Source organism: Neisseria sp. HMSC055H02 (assembly GCF_001813335.1).
Taxonomy (GTDB): domain Bacteria; phylum Pseudomonadota; class Gammaproteobacteria; order Burkholderiales; family Neisseriaceae; genus Neisseria; species Neisseria sicca_C.
On the sequence record NZ_KV812076.1, the window covers coordinates 13969 to 30654 of the forward strand.

The 16686-nt window shown below is 52.9% G+C and carries 14 protein-coding genes and 2 pseudogenes; 4 read left to right on the plus strand and 12 right to left on the minus strand.

Annotated features, from left to right (window positions below):
• Positions 1-120: 120 nt before the first annotated feature.
• Both HMPREF2907_RS02810 and HMPREF2907_RS02815 read right to left on the minus strand, forming a co-directional pair.
• Positions 121-1674 carry a glycosyltransferase family 2 protein gene (locus HMPREF2907_RS02810; protein WP_070679836.1) on the minus strand — a complete coding sequence of 518 codons (1554 nt, stop codon included), beginning with the start codon at positions 1672-1674 and terminating at the stop codon, positions 121-123.
• A gap of 48 nt (positions 1675-1722) precedes the next feature.
• Positions 1723-2682, minus strand: a complete 960-nt coding sequence (locus tag HMPREF2907_RS02815; protein WP_083310657.1) for a nucleoside hydrolase — start codon at positions 2680-2682, stop codon at positions 1723-1725.
• 88 nt (positions 2683-2770) lie between these two features.
• Between HMPREF2907_RS02815 and HMPREF2907_RS02820 the strand changes: the two genes are divergently transcribed.
• Both HMPREF2907_RS02820 and HMPREF2907_RS02825 read left to right on the plus strand, forming a co-directional pair.
• Positions 2771-3739: a tRNA dihydrouridine synthase gene (locus HMPREF2907_RS02820; protein WP_070679839.1), complete on the plus strand. Its 969-nt coding sequence runs from the start codon at positions 2771-2773 to the stop codon at positions 3737-3739.
• A gap of 172 nt (positions 3740-3911) precedes the next feature.
• Positions 3912-4130 (plus strand): tautomerase family protein, encoded by a 219-nt coding sequence (locus HMPREF2907_RS02825; protein ID WP_070679842.1) that lies wholly within the window; start codon positions 3912-3914, stop codon positions 4128-4130.
• Positions 4131-4324: 194 nt separating this feature from the next.
• On the opposite strand, the gene HMPREF2907_RS02830 is transcribed toward HMPREF2907_RS02825, so the two are convergent.
• Entirely contained in the window at positions 4325-4783 is a 459-nt protein-coding gene (locus HMPREF2907_RS02830) for a c-type cytochrome (protein ID WP_070679845.1), read from the minus strand.
• Positions 4784-4909: 126 nt separating this feature from the next.
• On the opposite strand from HMPREF2907_RS02830, the gene HMPREF2907_RS02835 reads away from it, so the two are divergent.
• On the plus strand, positions 4910-5737 hold the full coding sequence (locus HMPREF2907_RS02835; RefSeq protein ID WP_070679848.1) for an SDR family oxidoreductase: 828 nt from the start codon (positions 4910-4912) through the stop codon (positions 5735-5737).
• A gap of 48 nt (positions 5738-5785) precedes the next feature.
• Here the strand turns inward: HMPREF2907_RS02835 and uvrC are convergent.
• From uvrC to gatC, 9 genes and pseudogenes are all read right to left on the minus strand, one after another.
• Positions 5786-7620, minus strand: a pseudogene (uvrC, locus tag HMPREF2907_RS02840) (excinuclease ABC subunit UvrC).
• 138 nt (positions 7621-7758) lie between these two features.
• Positions 7759-8079, minus strand: a complete 321-nt coding sequence (locus HMPREF2907_RS02845) for a hypothetical protein (protein ID WP_049227409.1) — start codon at positions 8077-8079, stop codon at positions 7759-7761.
• Positions 8080-8383: 304 nt separating this feature from the next.
• Positions 8384-9067: a 16S rRNA pseudouridine(516) synthase gene (locus HMPREF2907_RS02850; RefSeq protein WP_070679851.1), complete on the minus strand. Its 684-nt coding sequence runs from the start codon at positions 9065-9067 to the stop codon at positions 8384-8386.
• A 40-nt stretch (positions 9068-9107) separates the two neighbouring features.
• Positions 9108-10226, minus strand: coding sequence for a methyltransferase (locus tag HMPREF2907_RS02855; protein ID WP_070679854.1), 1119 nt, complete (start codon positions 10224-10226; stop codon positions 9108-9110).
• A gap of 147 nt (positions 10227-10373) precedes the next feature.
• Positions 10374-11804: an Asp-tRNA(Asn)/Glu-tRNA(Gln) amidotransferase subunit GatB gene (gatB, locus tag HMPREF2907_RS02860; RefSeq protein ID WP_070679857.1), complete on the minus strand. Its 1431-nt coding sequence runs from the start codon at positions 11802-11804 to the stop codon at positions 10374-10376.
• 122 nt (positions 11805-11926) lie between these two features.
• Positions 11927-12794: pseudogene (locus HMPREF2907_RS02865) on the minus strand (VirK/YbjX family protein); the annotation flags it as partial.
• Complete coding sequence (gene gatA / locus HMPREF2907_RS02870) at positions 12791-14248, minus strand: Asp-tRNA(Asn)/Glu-tRNA(Gln) amidotransferase subunit GatA (RefSeq protein WP_070679860.1); 1458 nt, start codon at positions 14246-14248, stop codon at positions 12791-12793. The gene gatA and the pseudogene HMPREF2907_RS02865, both read right to left, overlap by 4 nt.
• A 355-nt stretch (positions 14249-14603) precedes the next feature.
• Positions 14604-14837, minus strand: coding sequence for a DUF4870 family protein (locus HMPREF2907_RS02875; RefSeq protein WP_083310658.1), 234 nt, complete (start codon positions 14835-14837; stop codon positions 14604-14606).
• 287 nt (positions 14838-15124) lie between these two features.
• On the minus strand, positions 15125-15415 hold the full coding sequence (gene gatC, locus HMPREF2907_RS02880; RefSeq protein ID WP_070679863.1) for an Asp-tRNA(Asn)/Glu-tRNA(Gln) amidotransferase subunit GatC: 291 nt from the start codon (positions 15413-15415) through the stop codon (positions 15125-15127).
• Positions 15416-15641: 226 nt separating this feature from the next.
• On the opposite strand from gatC, the gene mreB reads away from it, so the two are divergent.
• Entirely contained in the window at positions 15642-16679 is a 1038-nt protein-coding gene (gene mreB / locus HMPREF2907_RS02885) for a rod shape-determining protein (RefSeq protein ID WP_070679866.1), read from the plus strand.
• Positions 16680-16686 lie beyond the last annotated feature (7 nt).

A 16686-nucleotide genomic window follows, 5' to 3' on the forward strand; every position in this document is an offset into this window, starting at 1 on the left:
AGTATAACACTGCAAGTGTTTGGTTTCAGTAAAGATTTGATGGTTGAACGGCTGCTTGAAGGTAAAACGTCGTCTGAAAGGTTTCAGACGACGTTTGAGGGGGGACAAGCGCAAAACGGTTTATTTTATGAACTCGTCCATGCCGTCTTCGCAGCGGATTTTTTGTTCGGACAGCGTGGCTTTGAGCAGGGCGTCGTTTTGCGGCAGGGCGTCGCGTTCGGCTTCGTGGTGCCAGAGGTGGTAGGCGATACCGGCGAATTTGAGGTTGTGGCGTTTCATGCCGTTATGGAAGAGGCGGGCGACGAACTCGCTGTCTTCGCGCCCCCAGCCGACAAAGCGGTTGTCGAAGCCGTTGACGGCCAGTGCATCGCTGCGGAAAAAGCCCATATTGCAGGTTTTGATGCCTTTGTGTTTGCGGCTGCTTTGTCTGCCGATCAGGGCGGACAGGCTGCGGCAGCGCAGGGCGGAGAGGCGTTTTTCTATGCCTTGGCTGAACGCGGACAAATCGGGCAATTCGCCGGAATCTAAAATTTCTTGGGTGCGGCTTTGGGTCAGGATAACGCGCGAACCCTGTATCAGCCTGCCTTTGCGTGCGAGCTTGAGGTGGTCGGCGATGAAGGAAGGGTCGAGTATCATGTCGCCGTCGATAAGGATGATGTAGTCGCTTTTTGCCTGCGCCAGCGCGCGGTTGCGCGATTCGGCGGCGCGGAAGCCGTCGTCCGGCCGCCAAGAATGTTTGACGGGGATGTCGGTGTGGCTGCGGATGAACTCAACGACTTCGGCAGTGTCTTGGCGCGAACCGTCGTCCGCGACGATGATTTCGTCGGGCAGGCGGGTTTGCGCGAGCGCGGATTTCAAAACCAGCTCCAGCGCGTCGGGACGGTTGTAGGTGGTTACAATCAGGGCGACGCTGATATTGCGGTTGCGCTCGTAAAGTTTGACATATTTGTAATACGAACCTTGGGCATTGGCGATGGAAATGGTCAAGCCGTCCGCGCCGTAGGCGAAACCGCGTTTGAGCAGGTAGTTTTTGACAAACGATACGCTGCCGTGCAACAGGGCTTTGAAGGGTGAGCTGTCTTTTTTGTAGCGGTTTTCTTCGGCGTAGAGCGAGCTGTATTGCTGCATTTTTTGAATCAGCCCTTCGGCGTTTTCGAAGGAATAGTGTTTCAGACGACCTTCGAGCGGACGGACGTTTGCATCGGGCGGCAAAATCAGCGATTCATGTACCTGACGGTCGGAAAAACGGGTAAAACGGCGGTGGTAAAGGCGCGGGATAATGTCGGGATACCAGCCGCAGGCTTTGATCAGGCGGCCGTTGTAGTGGTTCAGGCGCGAGAGCGAGAAGATGTTTTGTTCTTTGTTTTCCGCCACGGCTTTGCGGATGGCGGCAATCAGTTCGCTATCTGCCACTTCGTCGCTGTCTATGCTGAATATCCAATTGTTTTGCGCGAGGCGGGCGGCGAGGTTTTTCATCGGACCGAAGCCGATGAAGTCGTATTTGTAATAACTGACGTTGGTGAAGCGTTCGGCGATTTCAAAGGTGCGGTCGGTCGAGCCGTTGTCGAGCAGCAAAACTTCGTCGAAGTCTTGAAGCGCGGTCAATACTTCGGTCAGATAACGTTCCGAGTTTTTGACCAACATGGCTGCTGTGGCGGGAATTTTCGGGTTCATGATGAGGTCGTCTGAAAAGGGGTCGTCTGAAAAATCAAAATCGGGAAATCAAGGCAGTTCGGCAATGGCGGCGGTCAGTTCTTCAAACATACGGTCGGCATCGACTTCGGTTATCCAAAGCGCGTTGGGCGTTTTGCCGGTCGTGCCGTGCCAATCGACGGCACACGCGCCGGTGGACAGTCCGCTTTGCGTCTCCACATCCACGCGGCACATCCTGCCTGAAAACAATTCGGGGAACACGGCACAGATAACGGCGCAAGGGTCGTGCAGCGGGCCGCCCTCCAAGCCGAACTGTTGAATGTCGAAGCGTTCGTAACTTTGCAAAATATCCGCCAAACGGCTGCCGTTGGCGTTTTTCAGACGACGTAGGCGGTTCATGCGTTCGGAAGTGATTTGCGCCTTGTGGGTAACGTCCAGCGGCAAAACCGTAATCGGTGCACCGCTTTGCAGCACGATTTGCGCCGCGTGCGGGTCGGTGAAGAAATTGAATTCGGCGGCAGGCGTCATGTTGCCCGCTTCAAAATAATTGCCGCCCATCAAGACAATGCGTTTGATGGCGCGGACGGCTTCCGGCGCGATGCTCAACGCCAGCGCGATATTGGTCAGCGGACCTATCGGGCACAAAGTCATCGAAGCGTCTTCGGCGCGGCTCAAAGTTTCCACCAAATATGCAACCGCGTGCTGCTTTTGCAAAGGACAGCGCGGCTCGTGCAACGCCGTACCGTCCAAGCCCGTTTTGCCGTGTACCGCTTCCGCCGTCTCCAGCTCGCGCAATAAAGGCTTGGCTGCGCCGGCGTAAACGGGGAAATCTTCCTCGCCCGCCCAATCGCAGACGATGCGCGCGTTTTTTGCCGTCAACGCCATGCCGACATTGCCGGCGACGACGGTCATGCCCAAAAAATCGACCAAGCCGCGCCGTGCCAGACCGTGTGCCGCCAAAATGGCTGCGGCATCGTCCTGTCCGGGGTCGGTATCGATAATCAAACGGATTTTTTCGTTCATCGTCATCGCTTGCGCCGTCTATGTGGAAAGCGTGTATTTTAACCGATATACCGCTACAATACGCATTTCCTTTTTTCAGACGACCTCCTCCGATATGCAGCTTATCCTTGCGCCCATGCAGGGGCTGGTGGACGATGTGATGCGCGATTTGCTGACCTGTATCGGCGGCTACGACGAATGCGTCAGCGAGTTCGTCCGCATTACCCACACCATCCATTCCCGTTCCACCTGGCTCAAATACGCCCCCGAAATCGCCAACGGCAACAAGACCCCCGCCGGCACGCCCTGTACCGTCCAGCTTTTGGGCAGCGATGCCGAAAATATGGCGGTCAACGCCTTGGAAGCCGTCCGCTTCGGTGCGGACAAAATCGACCTCAATTTCGGCTGTCCCGCCCCCACAGTCAACAAACACAAAGGCGGCGCCGTCCTGCTCAAAGAGCCCGACCTCATCCACCATATCGTCAAAACCCTGCGCCAACGCCTGCCCGAACATATCCCGCTCACCGGCAAAATGCGGCTCGGTTACGAAGACAAAAGCCTTGCGCTCGAATGTGCCGCCGCCATTGCCGAAGGCGGAGCCTGCGCCCTGACCGTACACGCGCGCACCAAAGTCGAAGGCTACGAACCGCCCGTGCATTGGGAATGGATACGCAAAATCCGCGAACACGTCGCTATTCCCGTAACCGCCAACGGCGACGTGTTCAGCCTCAAAGACTATATCGGTATTAAAGAAATGACGGGCTGCAACAGCGTCATGCTCGGCCGCGGCGCCGTCATCCGCCCCGATTTGGCGCGCCAAATCAAACAATACGAAAACGGCGGAACCGTCCGCGATACCGATTTCGCCGAAGTTTCGGTGTGGATAAACCAATTTTTCCATTTGTGTCTCGCCAAAGAAGCGAACAACAAATACCCCGTCGCCCGCCTGAAACAATGGCTGGGCATGATGAAGAAAGAATTTGGAGAAGCTCAGGAATTGTTTGACGCGGTAAGGGCGGTCAAAGACGCGGAAGAAGTCGCGCGGATTTTGGCTGCGTTTGAAGACAAGATGAATGCCCGATAATGATGAGGTCGTCTGAAAGTTTTCAGACGACCTTTAAACCCATCGCCTAAGGCGGAATAAAATAAAAACAGGATGTTTCTAAGCCGTTATTCCTCTTCCTGCGCAGGCGGGAGCAAGAAAAACGCTATGAATCGGTTTATTTGAATTTACTACATTTTCAGAAAGGACAATGATGCCTTACGTCAATATCAAGGTAACGGGCGGCAGCGAGGCTCCGAGTGCCGAACAGAAAGCCGAGCTTATCCGCGGTGTTACCGAGCTGCTTGCCCGTGTGTTGAATAAAAATCCGCAGACCACGGTCGTCGTCATTGATGAAGTGGACATGGATAACTGGGGTATCGGTGGTGAAAGCATTACCGTGCGCCGCGCCAAATCGCAAAAATCGGGATAAGCGCGCCTTATCGGGAATAGATGCCGTCATATCAACTTGCGTCTGCGCGAAAAAGGAAATGACAGCGATACAAAAAGCCGGTTTGGGATACTTGTCCGCAATGTTCGGATATGACTTTTTTCCTGTTCATCGAAAATCAAAAGGTCGTCTGAAACCGGATTTCAGACGACCTTTTTGTATTTCTGCGCAGCGGCTTATTCTTCCGGAGCGCGGAAGGTGTCGTGGCAGGATTTGCAGCTTGCGCCGGTTTCGCCGTAAGCGGCTTTGATTTCTTCCAGCTTGCCGGTTTGCGCGGCGGCGTTCAGTTTCTCAACGGCAGCAGCGAATTTGTCCTCTTCGGCTTTGAATTTGGCCGCATCAGACCAAACCGCAGGCAGGGCGCGGCCGTTGCCTTTGTCGTCAGATTGGAAGAAGGTGAAAGGTTTTTTGCTGGTTTCGGCAAAAGTTGCCGCAGCCTGCTTGAATTTTTCCACGTCGTAAGGTTCTTCGCCTTTTACCATTTTGCCCATGCCGGAGAATTCGGGCATCATGGATTTGAACGCGGTGGTACGGTCTTCGGAGATCGGGCCTTTGGGTTGCGCGGGTGCGCCGCCACCGCAGGCGGCAAGGGTCAGGGCAGCGAGCAGCGCCGCTGAGAAGAGTTTGGTATTCATGGCTTTTGTGTCCTGTGATAGTATTTTGTTATTCATATTTTTCAGACGACATCCGAAGAGGTCGTCTGAAAAGTCGTAATCATACCTGAAATGGGTTTACAAAACGAGAAAAGAAAGGAAATAGTTATGGCGATTTTGGTTACCGGCGCGTCAGCCGGTTTCGGCGAGGCGATGTGCCGCACGTTTGTACAGGCCGGTTATTCCGTTATCGGCGCGGCGCGGCGCGGCGAGAAACTGCAGGCATTGGCGGCCGAATTGGGCGAGCGGTTTTATCCTTTGGAAATGGACGTTTCGCGTACCGAGTCGATACGCAACGCGCTCGACAGCCTGCCTGAAAATTTTGCCGAAATCGATTGCCTGATCAACAACGCCGGATTGGCGTTGGGTTTGGAAACGGCGGACAAAGCAGATTTCGGCGATTGGGAAACCATGATTCAAACGAACATTATCGGTCTGACTTTCCTGACGCGCCAAATCCTGCCACAAATGGCGGAGCGCAAACAAGGCTATATCATGAATCTGGGTTCGATTGCCGGCAGCTATGCTTACGAGGGCAGCAACGTGTACGGCGCGACCAAGGCGTTTGTGCGCCAGTTCAGCATGAACCTGCGCGCGGAATTGGCGGATAAAAACATCCGCGTCACCAACATCGAGCCGGGTTTGTGCGGCGGTACCGAGTTTTCCAACGTCCGATTTAAGGGCGATGACGAGCGGGCGGAAAAGGTTTATGAGAACGTCGAATCCATCCGGCCGCAAGACATTGCGGATACGGCTTTGTGGCTCTATCAGCGTCCGGCGCACATGAACGTCAACTCCATCGAAATCATGCCTGTCGCCCAAACCTTTGCCTGTATGAAAGTCATCCGCAATACGCTGCCCGTACCCGCACAGGCGGAGAATTTTGAGAAACAGAGTATGTCTTTGTTTGCAAGGATTAAGTCGTGGTTTAAATAAGGTTTTGAAAGAAGAAAGGTCGGCGGATTCGCATTTGAAGTGCATCTTTCAATGCAGATGCTCGTAAATGGTTTCCGCCAATGCCTTGCTGATGCCTTCGACTTGTTCCAAATCTTCTTTGCTGGCGGCAACGACGCCGCGCAGGCCGCCGAAGCGGGTGAGCAGGGCTTGGCGGCGTTTGCTGCCTACGCCGGGGATGTCGCTGAGGGAAGAGGTAACGCGGGCTTTGTCGCGTTTTTTGCGGTGGCCGGTGATGGCGAAGCGGTGTGATTCGTCGCGCACGGTTTGCAGGAGGTGTAGGGCGGGGCTGTTGGGCGGCAGGCGGAAGGTTTCGCCGGTGAACGGGAGGATGAGTTCTTCCATGCCGGCTTTGCGTTCGGGGCCTTTGGCGATGCCGACCAAGGGGATGTGCAGCCCGAGTTCTTCCCATACGGATACGGCGACGCCGATTTGTCCTTTGCCGCCGTCAATCAATACGACATCGGGCCATTTGACGGCCTCGCCGTTGGCTTCGGCTTCCTGCATTTTGCCGTAGCGGCGGGTGAGGACTTCGCGCATGGCGGCGTAGTCGTCGCCGGGTTTGGCGGTGGTGATGTTGTAGCGGCGGTATTGCGAGGGTTGGATGTTTTGTTCGTCGTATACGACGCAGGAGGCGATGGTGGCTTCGCCTTGGGTGTGGCTGATGTCGAAGCATTCGAGGCGGTTGAGGTCGTCTGAATTCATGTTCAGGATTTTTGCCAGCTCGTCGATGCGGTGTTGCTGGCTGCTTTGTTGCAGGCGGCGTTGGGCTACTGCCATCTGTGCGTTTTGTTCCGCCATTTTCAGCCAGACTTTGCGTTCGCCTATGGTTTTGGTCACGAACTGCATTTGTTTGCCGTGTTCGCCCTCTAAGGCTTCTTTCAATGCGTTAGGGACGGGGAAGTTGCTGATGATGATGTCGGGTTTGCTTTTGCCCAGATAGTGTTGGGCGACGAAGGCTTCGGCGTAATCTTGTCCGTTTGGTTCGGGGTCGTTTTTAGTGTCGGGGAAAAAGCTTTTGTCGCCGACGTGCCGCCCGCCGCGTATGCTGACCCAGTGTACGCAGACGAGGCCGTCTGAAACGGCGAGCGCGAGCAGGTCGATGTCGTTGGGGTTGTTGGGGTTTTTGCTGTCGATGAACTGGTTGCTCTGCATGATGCCGAGCGCTTGGATTTGGTCGCGGTAGCGGGCGGCTTCTTCAAATTGCAGATTCGCGGCGGCAGTTTGCATTTTGTGTTGCAGGGTGCGGGTCAGTTCGTCGGTTTTGCCGTTGAGAAAAGTGGCCGCTTGGCGCACGCTGTCGCGGTAGTCTTCTTCGCTGATGTGGCCGACGCAGGGCGCGGTGCAGCGCTTGATTTGATACAGCAGGCAAGGGCGGTCGCGGTGTTCGAACACGCTGTCTTCGCAGGTACGCAGCATGAAGTCTTTTTGCAGGATTTGTATGCTGTCGCGCACGGCGTTGCTGTTGGGATAGGGACCGAAGTATTGGTTGGGCTTTTTCAGCGTGCCGCGGTAATACGCCATCTGCGGATATTGATGTCCGCTGAGCATGAGGTAGGGATAGCTTTTGTCGTCGCGGAAAAGGATATTGTATTTGGGCGACAGGGCTTTGATGAAATTGTTTTCGAGAATCAGGGCTTCGGCTTCGGAACGGGTAATGGTGGTTTCAATGTGGTGAACCTGTTTCACCATCAATGCGATGCGCGGGGAATGGTCGTTTTTCTGGAAATAACCGGACACGCGCCGCTTGAGGTTGACGGCTTTGCCGACGTATAAAACGTTGCCGCCTTCGTCGAAAAACGGTATACGCCGGGCAGGTTGGGCAGGTTTTTGAGGAATAGGGGGATGTCGAAGTCCGTGGTCATGGGGCGGGTGGTAGTATAGGGGCTGGAAAGTCGGAATTATAGGGGAAACTATATTTCAGGAATATAACAAAAGGTCGTCTGAAAACAGGTTTTCTCAAATAGAAACCCGTTTTCAGACGACCTTTACCGATATGATTGTTAACGGCGGAATTTGCCTTGATCGAAATCATCAAATGCTTCGTAAGCGGCGCGGCATTGGATGCGTTGTTCTTTATAGGGTAGCTGACGGAAAGCTTTGCGGGCTTTTCGGTTTTCTTTCAATTCGGCACGGTTGCCTTTGTATTTGTACCATGCAGCGCGGCGGTCGAGGTACTTTTTGCAGGCGGGATGCAGTTTGCCATGTTCGGCTTGAGTTCGCGGATGGTGGCGTTTATGGGTGTCTGCATCGGCAGTTTGGGCGGAAAAACCCAGTATCAGTGCAATGGACAAAGTAGAAAGCAAGCCTTTTTTGAGTAACATGACGATCTCCTGTTTGTAGGATTGAATGAAAGAACTTGACTGAAAGAATTGAAATCAAAGATAAAAAAAACCATCTATACTAAGGGGAAAAGTATAGATGGCCAAACACATTACGGGGAAAACGTCTTACTCACTTACTCACTTCTCTCGAAGCAAGTGTTACTCAGACACGCGAATTATATAATAGTTCACGAATGATGACGTTAAGTTTGGTTAATGATATCTTAACAATCATATCATCATGTTTTTAAACAAATAAAAAAATCATAATGGTTAAAATTTTTTTGAAAAAACTTCAAAATTTTCAAACAGTGATGAATTTCCACTCCCCTGAGGCTAAATTTTCTACCGTTCGTCCGTTAAATTCGTCCCGATGAAGGTGTTCGACGCGGTTGCCGGCGGCGGCGACCATGCGTTTGACTTGATGATATTTACCTTCGGTAATGGCCATCAGCAGGGTGGTCGGATTTTCCAAAACGGCTTCGGCTGCGCGGACGGTTTCGTTGTCGTCGTGCAGCAGGACGCCGTTTTTCAGCGTTTCACACAGGCTGTCGTCGGCAGGATGCTTCAGAGTAACACGGTAGATTTTGGGCACTTTGTGTTTCGGCGAGGTAACGCGGTGGTTGAACTGCCCGTCGTTGGTAATCAGCAAAACGCCCGTCGTATCTGCATCCAGCCTGCCGACCGCCTGCATGTCGATATTGCGCATATGGTCGGGGAAAAGGCTGAAGACGCTGGGGTATTGCTGCGGTTTGTGCGAGGTTTCGTAATCGGCAGGTTTGTTGAGCAGGATATAAAAATAAGGCATGGGTACGACGACGATGTCTTCGCCGTCTATGCGCAGCGTTTGGACTTCGGCGGGATCGATGTCAGCTTTGGCGTCGTTGCAGACCGTATCGTTGATTTCGACACAGTCGTTTTGAATCAGCCACTGGCATTGTTTGCGGCTGCCTATGCCTTGGGATTGGAGGTATTTGATCAGTTGCATGGGAATGGCGGGAGCGGGTTTCAGACGACCTAATTGTATATCAGGACTTTGCTTTCAAACGATAGAGATAAGTGGTTTCCCGATTGCGGGCGAAGGCGAGCGGGTCGGATTCGTCGGCGGCTTTGCGGTGGCGCGGTTTGGTTTTCAGAATATCAGCCACTTCTAAAGAGGTCGTCTGAAAGCATTGTTCCAGAAAATCGCGGTCGCGCAGGTGCAGATGTTCCGCCAAGTCGGAAATGATCAACCACGCTTCGCCTTGCGGGTTTAAATGTTGCCGCACGCCGTTTAAGAAGGCGGTCAGCATGGCGTTGTCGGGGTCGTAGAGGGCGGTTTCGACGGCGGAAGTCGGTTTGGCGGGCAGCCACGGCGGGTTGCAGACGATCAGGTCGGCGCGTCCTTCGGGAAACAAGTCGACGGCTTGGACGGCGACTTGTTTGTCCAGCCACAAGCGGGCGAGGTTGGCGGTTGCGCAGGCGATGGCTTTGGGGTTGGTGTCGGTGGCGGTGATGTCGGGAATACCGCGTTTGGCGAGGATGGCGGCGATGACGCCGGAGCCTGTACCGATGTCGAACGCCGTCTGAATATTCGGATTTAACGGCGCTTGGGCGATTAAGTCCAAATATTCGCCGCGCAGGGGCGAGAACACGCCGAAGGGAACGTGGATTTTGCCGTCAAGCTGCGGAATGTCTATGCCTTTTTTGTGCCATTCGTGTGCGCCGATAAAACCCAAAAGCTGATTGAGCGGCAGCAAAAACGGCGCGTCGTTCGGCTCGGCGTACACATCGGCAAGGGCGGCGCGGACGTCGGGCGAGCGCGGGTTGCTTAACTGAAAACCCGCGCCGATTTCGACGGCAAGCATGTTCAACACGCGGCTTTGCTGCGCCTGTTTCATACGGTGGGTGTGGAAGGCCATCTGGATATCGGCAGGCGCGTTTTTCGTTTTTTCAGACGACCTGCGGACGCGCTTTTTCATCGCAGCCAATACTTGCTTGGCGTTGTGGAAATCGCCCGTCCAAACGGTTGCCGTGTGGGCGTGGGCGTTTTTCAGAATATCGGCGGCATTGCTTTCATGCACATAAACCGCCTGCTTGGGCGGCTTCTGCGTGCTTTCGTTGCGCCATTCGGCAGCGGCGCGGTCGGTGGGGATAATGGGGAACATGAAGGCAAAGAGAAAGGAAAACCGACGGTAAGTTTACTATATCTCGGGAAGTATGTATTGAAAGCGGAATCTACGGTCGTCTGAAAGCTTGTTTCCCGTTTTACCTTCGTTGGAACTTTGCTTTCAGACGACCTGTGTGATAACGGATTAAGCCAGTTTGGCTTTAATCAGTTCTTGAACCTGCGCGGGATTCGCTTTGCCTTTGCTGGCTTTCATCACTTGTCCCACAATCGCATTCAGGGCTTTTTCGTTACCGGATTTAAATTGTTCCACGGCTTTGGCGTTGTTGGCCAGCACTTCGTCCACCATGGCTTCAATCGCGCCGGTATCGGTCATCTGCTGCAAGCCGTGTTTTTCGATGATTTCGGCAATGGTGGCTTCGGGTTCTGCCCACATGGCTTCTAAGGCTTTTTTCGCCAGTTTGCTGCTTAAAGTGCCGTCGGCGATTTTGCCCACCAACGCAGCGAGGCGTGGGGCGGTAATCGGGCTGTCGGCAAGTTCCATGCCTTCTTTGTTCAGCGTGGCGGCAAGTTCGCCGTTCATCCAGTTGGCAGTCAGCTTGCCTTGTCCGCTGGCTTTGGCAGCTTCTTCAAAATAGGCAGCCTGCACGCGGCTGGCGGTGAGCAGGCGCGCGTCGTATTCGGACACGCCGTAATCCGCCACGAAACGTACCGCCATTTCTTTTGGCAGCTCTGGCATTTCTGCTTTGGCTTTTTGCAACCGGTCGTCTGAAATGATGACGGGCAGCAAATCTGGATCGGGGAAGTAGCGGTAGTCGTGCGCGTCTTCTTTCAAGCGCATCACGCGGGTTTCGCCTTTTTCAGGGTCAAACAGCATGGTTGCCTGTTGCACTTTGCCGCCGTCTTCCAAAATCTCGATTTGCACTTCCACTTCGTAATTAATCGCCTGCTCCAAGAAGCGGAAGGAATTGAGGTTTTTAATCTCGCGGCGCGTGCCGAATTCCGCTTGGCCTTTCGGACGCACGGATACGTTGGCATCGACGCGGAACGAACCTTCCGCCATATTACCGTCACAGATGTCCAGCCATGTTACCAAGCTATGTAAGGCTTTGGCGTAGGCAACGGCTTCGGCGGCGGAACGCATTTCAGGTTCGGATACCACTTCCAACAGCGGCGTGCCTGCGCGGTTCAGGTCGATGCCGGTTGCACCGTTCAAGCCTTCATGCACGGATTTGCCCGCGTCTTCTTCCATGTGCGCGCGGGTTACGTTGATGGTTTTCACATCGTCGCCTACCACGATTTCCAATTTGCCGTGTTCGACAATCGGTAAATCCAACTGGCTGATTTGATAGCCTTTGGGCAAGTCGGGGTAAAAGTAGTTTTTGCGGTCGAACACGTTTTTCTGATTGATTTTCGCATCCAAAGCCAAGCCTAATTTGATGGCTTTTTCAACGACTTCGCGGTTCATTACCGGCAGTACGCCCGGCAGCGCGCATTCCACTACGCTGGCGTGCGCGTTGGGTTCCGCACCAAACGCAGTCGATGCGCCGCTGAAGATTTTGGATTGGGTGTTGAGCTGGACGTGGATTTCCAAGCCGATTACAGTTTCCCAAGTCATAAGAGGTTCTTTCTTTTGATGTCAATAATATAAAGTGGTCAGCTGTTTTCAGACGACCTGTTTTGGTTTGTAGAGACAACAGGTCGTCTGAAAGCCCAGTATCAAGTCTTCTGAAAGCAAGCCTGCATCTCAGCGGCCATGTTATCCAGCATTTGGTAACGTTTGCGGTACATCGATCGTTTTTTGCTTTCGATTTCCGCCAAGTCTTTTCGCGGCGAGGTTTGCGGCAGATGCCAGTAGCCGTCGCTTTCGAGCGTTGCGCCGTTCTCCTGCCAAAACAGGTCGTAATTCATTTTGACCCGTTTTTTCAGCCGCCAGCGCAGTTTGACCTGATGCTCTTGGGCAATGCCGATAACGCCACTCAACTTGAGTGATGCCGAAAAATATTGCAGGGCGGTTACCATCAGTTGCTGCGGGCGCAGACCGTGGAGTTGTTTGGTCAGGCTGCGTACAAGGTCTTTAGCTTCTTCCCCTGCGGGGCCCTGGATGGAAGCGGCCAGCAGTTTACCGTCAACTAGAGCGAAGGTCGCCATGTAGAGACGTTTTCCTTCGTTGTCGCGCAAGGATAGCGACCACATTCCTTCATCCACGCAATTATCGTTCCGGTTCAACCACAAAGTCAGGTCGTCTGAAAGATGTGCTAAGACGATATGGAATTCGCGAGTCTCCATACCGGTAAGTGTTTCCTGTCCGAACAGTTTTTCGGCTGCCAACAGGTCTTCTTTCATAGCTTGCAGTCTGCGCTGCCTGTCAAAACGCTTATCAATAAAGGCATGAATCAAAGGATAGGCATCTTGTGGCAGCTTTTGGAAAAAAACACGACGTAGTGCGGAAGTGTTGACAAAGGTTTCAAAATCCTTAATCTGCCTTCGTAATCTGCCTTCGTGCAAACAACTTGCGCAAGGTAAACTTCAAATGTTGGATTTGAAATTTTGGCGCGTTTTTATACACGGTTTTGAAGTCAGGAAAAACGAACTGCTCCGGCATCATGCTTTTCCATTAGGGTTTTTTGTATGCCAATCACTCGCCAACTGTATTTGATGCGCTGCGCCAAGGATTTTGGCTTCGGAGAAGTGGTTGCCGATAAATTGCACGCCGATGGGCAGTCCGCTGCTGCTGAAACCTGCGGGCAGGGTCAGGGCGGGTAATCCTGCCAGATTTACGGCGATGGTGTAGATATCGGAAAGGTACATCTGCACGGGATCGTGGATGTCGCTGCCGAGTTTCGGGGCAGCGGTGGGCGCAGTTGGCGCGAGGATGAAATCACATTGCGCAAAGGCCGTCTGAAAATCGTTGGCAACGAGGCGGCGCAGTTTTTGGGCTTTCAGGTAATAGGCATCGTAGTAGCCGTGCGACAACACATAAGTACCGATCATGATGCGGCGTTTGACTTCGCTGCCAAAACCTTCGGCGCGGGTGTTGCTGTACATTTCTTCAAGGTCGCCGAATTGGGCGGCGCGGTGGCCGTAGCGCACGCCGTCGTAGCGGGAAAGGTTGGTGCTGGCTTCGGCGGAAGCGAGGACGTAGTAAGCGGGGATGGACAGGGCGGTTTGCGGCAGGGAAACTTCAATGGTTTCCGCACCTTGCGCTTTAAAAAGGTCGATGACGCTTTGCAAAGCAGCCTGCACATCGGCATCCGCGCCTTCGCCGAAATATTCTTTAGGCAGACCGATTTTCATGCCTTTAAGCGGTTTGTCCAAATCGCGGGTGTAGTCTTCTTTGCTGCGTTCCAAACTGGTGGAATCACGCTCGTCGAAACTCGCCATCGCATTGAGCAAAATCGCGCAGTCTTCGGCAGTTTGCGCCATCGGACCTGCTTGGTCGAAACTGGAAGCGTAGGCAACCATGCCGAAGCGGGAAACCGTGCCGTAGGTAGGTTTGATGCCGGTGATGCCGCAGTGTGAAGAAGGCTGGCGGATAGAGCCGCCGGTGTCCGAACCGAGTGCGGCAGGGGCAAGGCGTGCGGCAACGACTGCTGCGGAACCGCCGGACGAACCGCCTGGAACGTGTTCGGGATTCCACGGATTTTTGGTTGCGCCGTAGAACGAGGTTTCGTTAGTCGAACCCATGGCAAATTCGTCCATGTTGGTACGACCGAGCGTTACCATGCCTTCGTCGAGCAGGTTTTGGACGACGGTGGCAGTGTAAGGGGAGACAAAGTTATCCAGCATTTTGGAGCTGCACGCGCTGCGCCAGCCTGTTTGACAGAAAATATCTTTGTAGGCGATGGGTACGCCGGTAAGCGCGGTAGCGTTACCTTGTGCGATGCGCGCGTCGGCGGCACGGGCTTCGGCGAGAGTTTTGTCTTGGTTGAGGGTGATGTAGCCGTTGATAGCTGGGTTCTGCGCTGCAATGGCGGCGAGGTATTCGGTTGCCAGTTCGACGGCGGAGATTTGTTTGGATTGCAGCAGTTGGCTGGCTTGTTTGAGGGTGTATTGGGTCATGAAGTCTTTTACTCGAAAATAAAATAAGTGGAATGTAAAAAAGTTTAGTTTAATGGTATAGACTACTTTTTGTTTTTTGGGCTGCCTGAAAACGAATATTGTGCGTCCGTTCAGTTTTGATACCGGTATTCAACCCATGTTTTGACAGCCTGCACTGCTCATTAGAGAATCTACCTGATTTCTCTGTGGATAATTTTCAATGCGGTAACGGCAATTTTTCGACTGCTGCATTTGATTTGCGGCTGCTTGATATCGTAAGCCGCTTCGGATGGCTAAAAATTATTTGCAACGTAATACTATGGTTGTCGATTCCTACGGGTAATTGCTCAGTGCTTGGATGAAAAAAGGTCTATATCTACAAGCCATTGGGCGTGATGGCGCGGTTTTCACGCAGGCGCAAGAAGCCAGACACAACGCGGAAGACATACCACCCCCAAGTTAGTGGAATAATCAGGAAACCAATTAGTAAAAACAAGGTGCAAGAGCCGATAATGCCGAAAATCAGTGTGATCCAGAAGGTTTTTAGCAAAAACTGGATATGGTCGAAATAAATCGTGCCGCGTATTTCGTTGCGTTTGACATAGGCCATGATGACGCCGCCTATCGCAGGTACAAGGCCGAATATGCCTAGTGCAAATAATGCATATATGGCATAAATATACGAAAATATACGAAATATCGCGTTGTTCTTGTGATAATTTAGCCAAATCGGGCGCAACAAGTTCGGCAATTGGGTCAAATGGCTTGCTTTTATGTTTATCGTTATGTTTGGGTTGTTGATTCACATAATGTATTCCTCAGACTTCACAGGTAGATGGTACGGGACGTTTTGGGAGTAAATGAAAGTATGCTTTTAAAGTAGGGCGCAGGCTGCTTTTATTCTTCAATTACCTGAGGCACGATATACAGGCGGTTGCGCACTTCAGGCGCGACGGCTTGATATTCGGCGGCATGGTCGGTTTCGGTAACTGTATCTTCGCGCAGGCGCAGGGCGGCTTCGTGGGGGTGTGCCATCGGCTCGATACCGTCTGTATTCACGCTCTGCATCTTTTCGACCATGGCGAAAATGTCGTTCAATTCTGAGAGGGTTTTGCCTTTTTCTTCCTCGGTCAGCGAAAGGCGTGAGAGTTTGGCAATTTTTTCCACATCGGTTAAGCTTAAAGCCATAAAAAATCCTTGTCTGATAGCAAACGCCCCTTTATTGGGGTATCATTGCGTTCTTCTTCGATGAAACGAGGAATTATAACCGAAAACTACTCAAACGGCGTGTGATTTCGCCATGCGTTTCATACGGGGAGTGGGGAGGTCGTCTGAAAAGGCGTTGTTTCCATGTTTTTAATATTTTGAATAACAATTAAATAAAATCGGTGCTGGGCCGATATTCAGGTATTTTATGTTTCGTTTTTTATCCCGTTTTTTCTCCAACGATATCGCCATTGATTTGGGTACGGCAAACACGTTGATTTATGTGCGCGGTAAAGGCATTGTTTTGGACGAGCCGTCTGTGGTGGCGGTTCAATCGGGTACGGGCGGTAAAAGCAAGATTGTTGCCGTGGGTACGGAAGCCAAGAAAATGCAGGGGCGCGCGCCGCGCAATATTGAAATCGTCCGTCCTATGCGGGACGGGGTGATTGCTGATTTTACGATTGCCGAGCGTATGCTGGGTATGTTGATTAAAAAGGCAACACAAGGTAATTCGGTCGTACCGCCGCGTGTAGTGATTTGCGTGCCGGGCGGGGCAACCCAAGTGGAACGCAAGGCAATTTTGGATTCTGCGTTTGCCGCAGGTGCATCTTCCGTACATTTGATTGAGGAGCCGATGGCGGCTGCTTTGGGTGCGGGGCTGCCGATTGAGGACACTGCCGGTTCGATGGTGGTGGATATCGGCGGCGGCACAACGGAAATCGGCATTTTGTCGTTGGGCGGTATGGCTTATTCCGCCTCCGTCCGTGCGGCGGGCGACGAGTTTGATAAGAGCATCGTGCATTATCTTCGCCGTCATCGCGGCGTGTTGATTGGTGAAGCAACGGCTGAAGAATTGAAGAAAACAATCGGTTCTGCCTCCGGTTTTGCAACCGAAACCGCCATGCGGATTAAAGGTCGCGATTTGGCGGAAGGTACGCCCAAGTCGCTTGCCATTACTTCAGAAGAGGTGCGCGAGGCTTTGAGCGAAACGGTTAATCAGATTATCCGCGCCGTTCTCCTTGCGTTGGAACAGGCTCCGCCTGAGTTGGCAGGCGATATTGCCGACAGGGGAATTATGTTGACAGGCGGCGGCGCACTGTTGCACGGCATGGATACGGTTTTGGCGGATGCGACGGGGCTGCCTGTAGGTATTGCCGACCAGCCTTTGAACTGTGTGGCTTATGGTGCGGGCAAAGCTTTGGATTATATCGGCAAATGGAATGCCGTCTTTGTGGATAACCCATAAGGCAGGC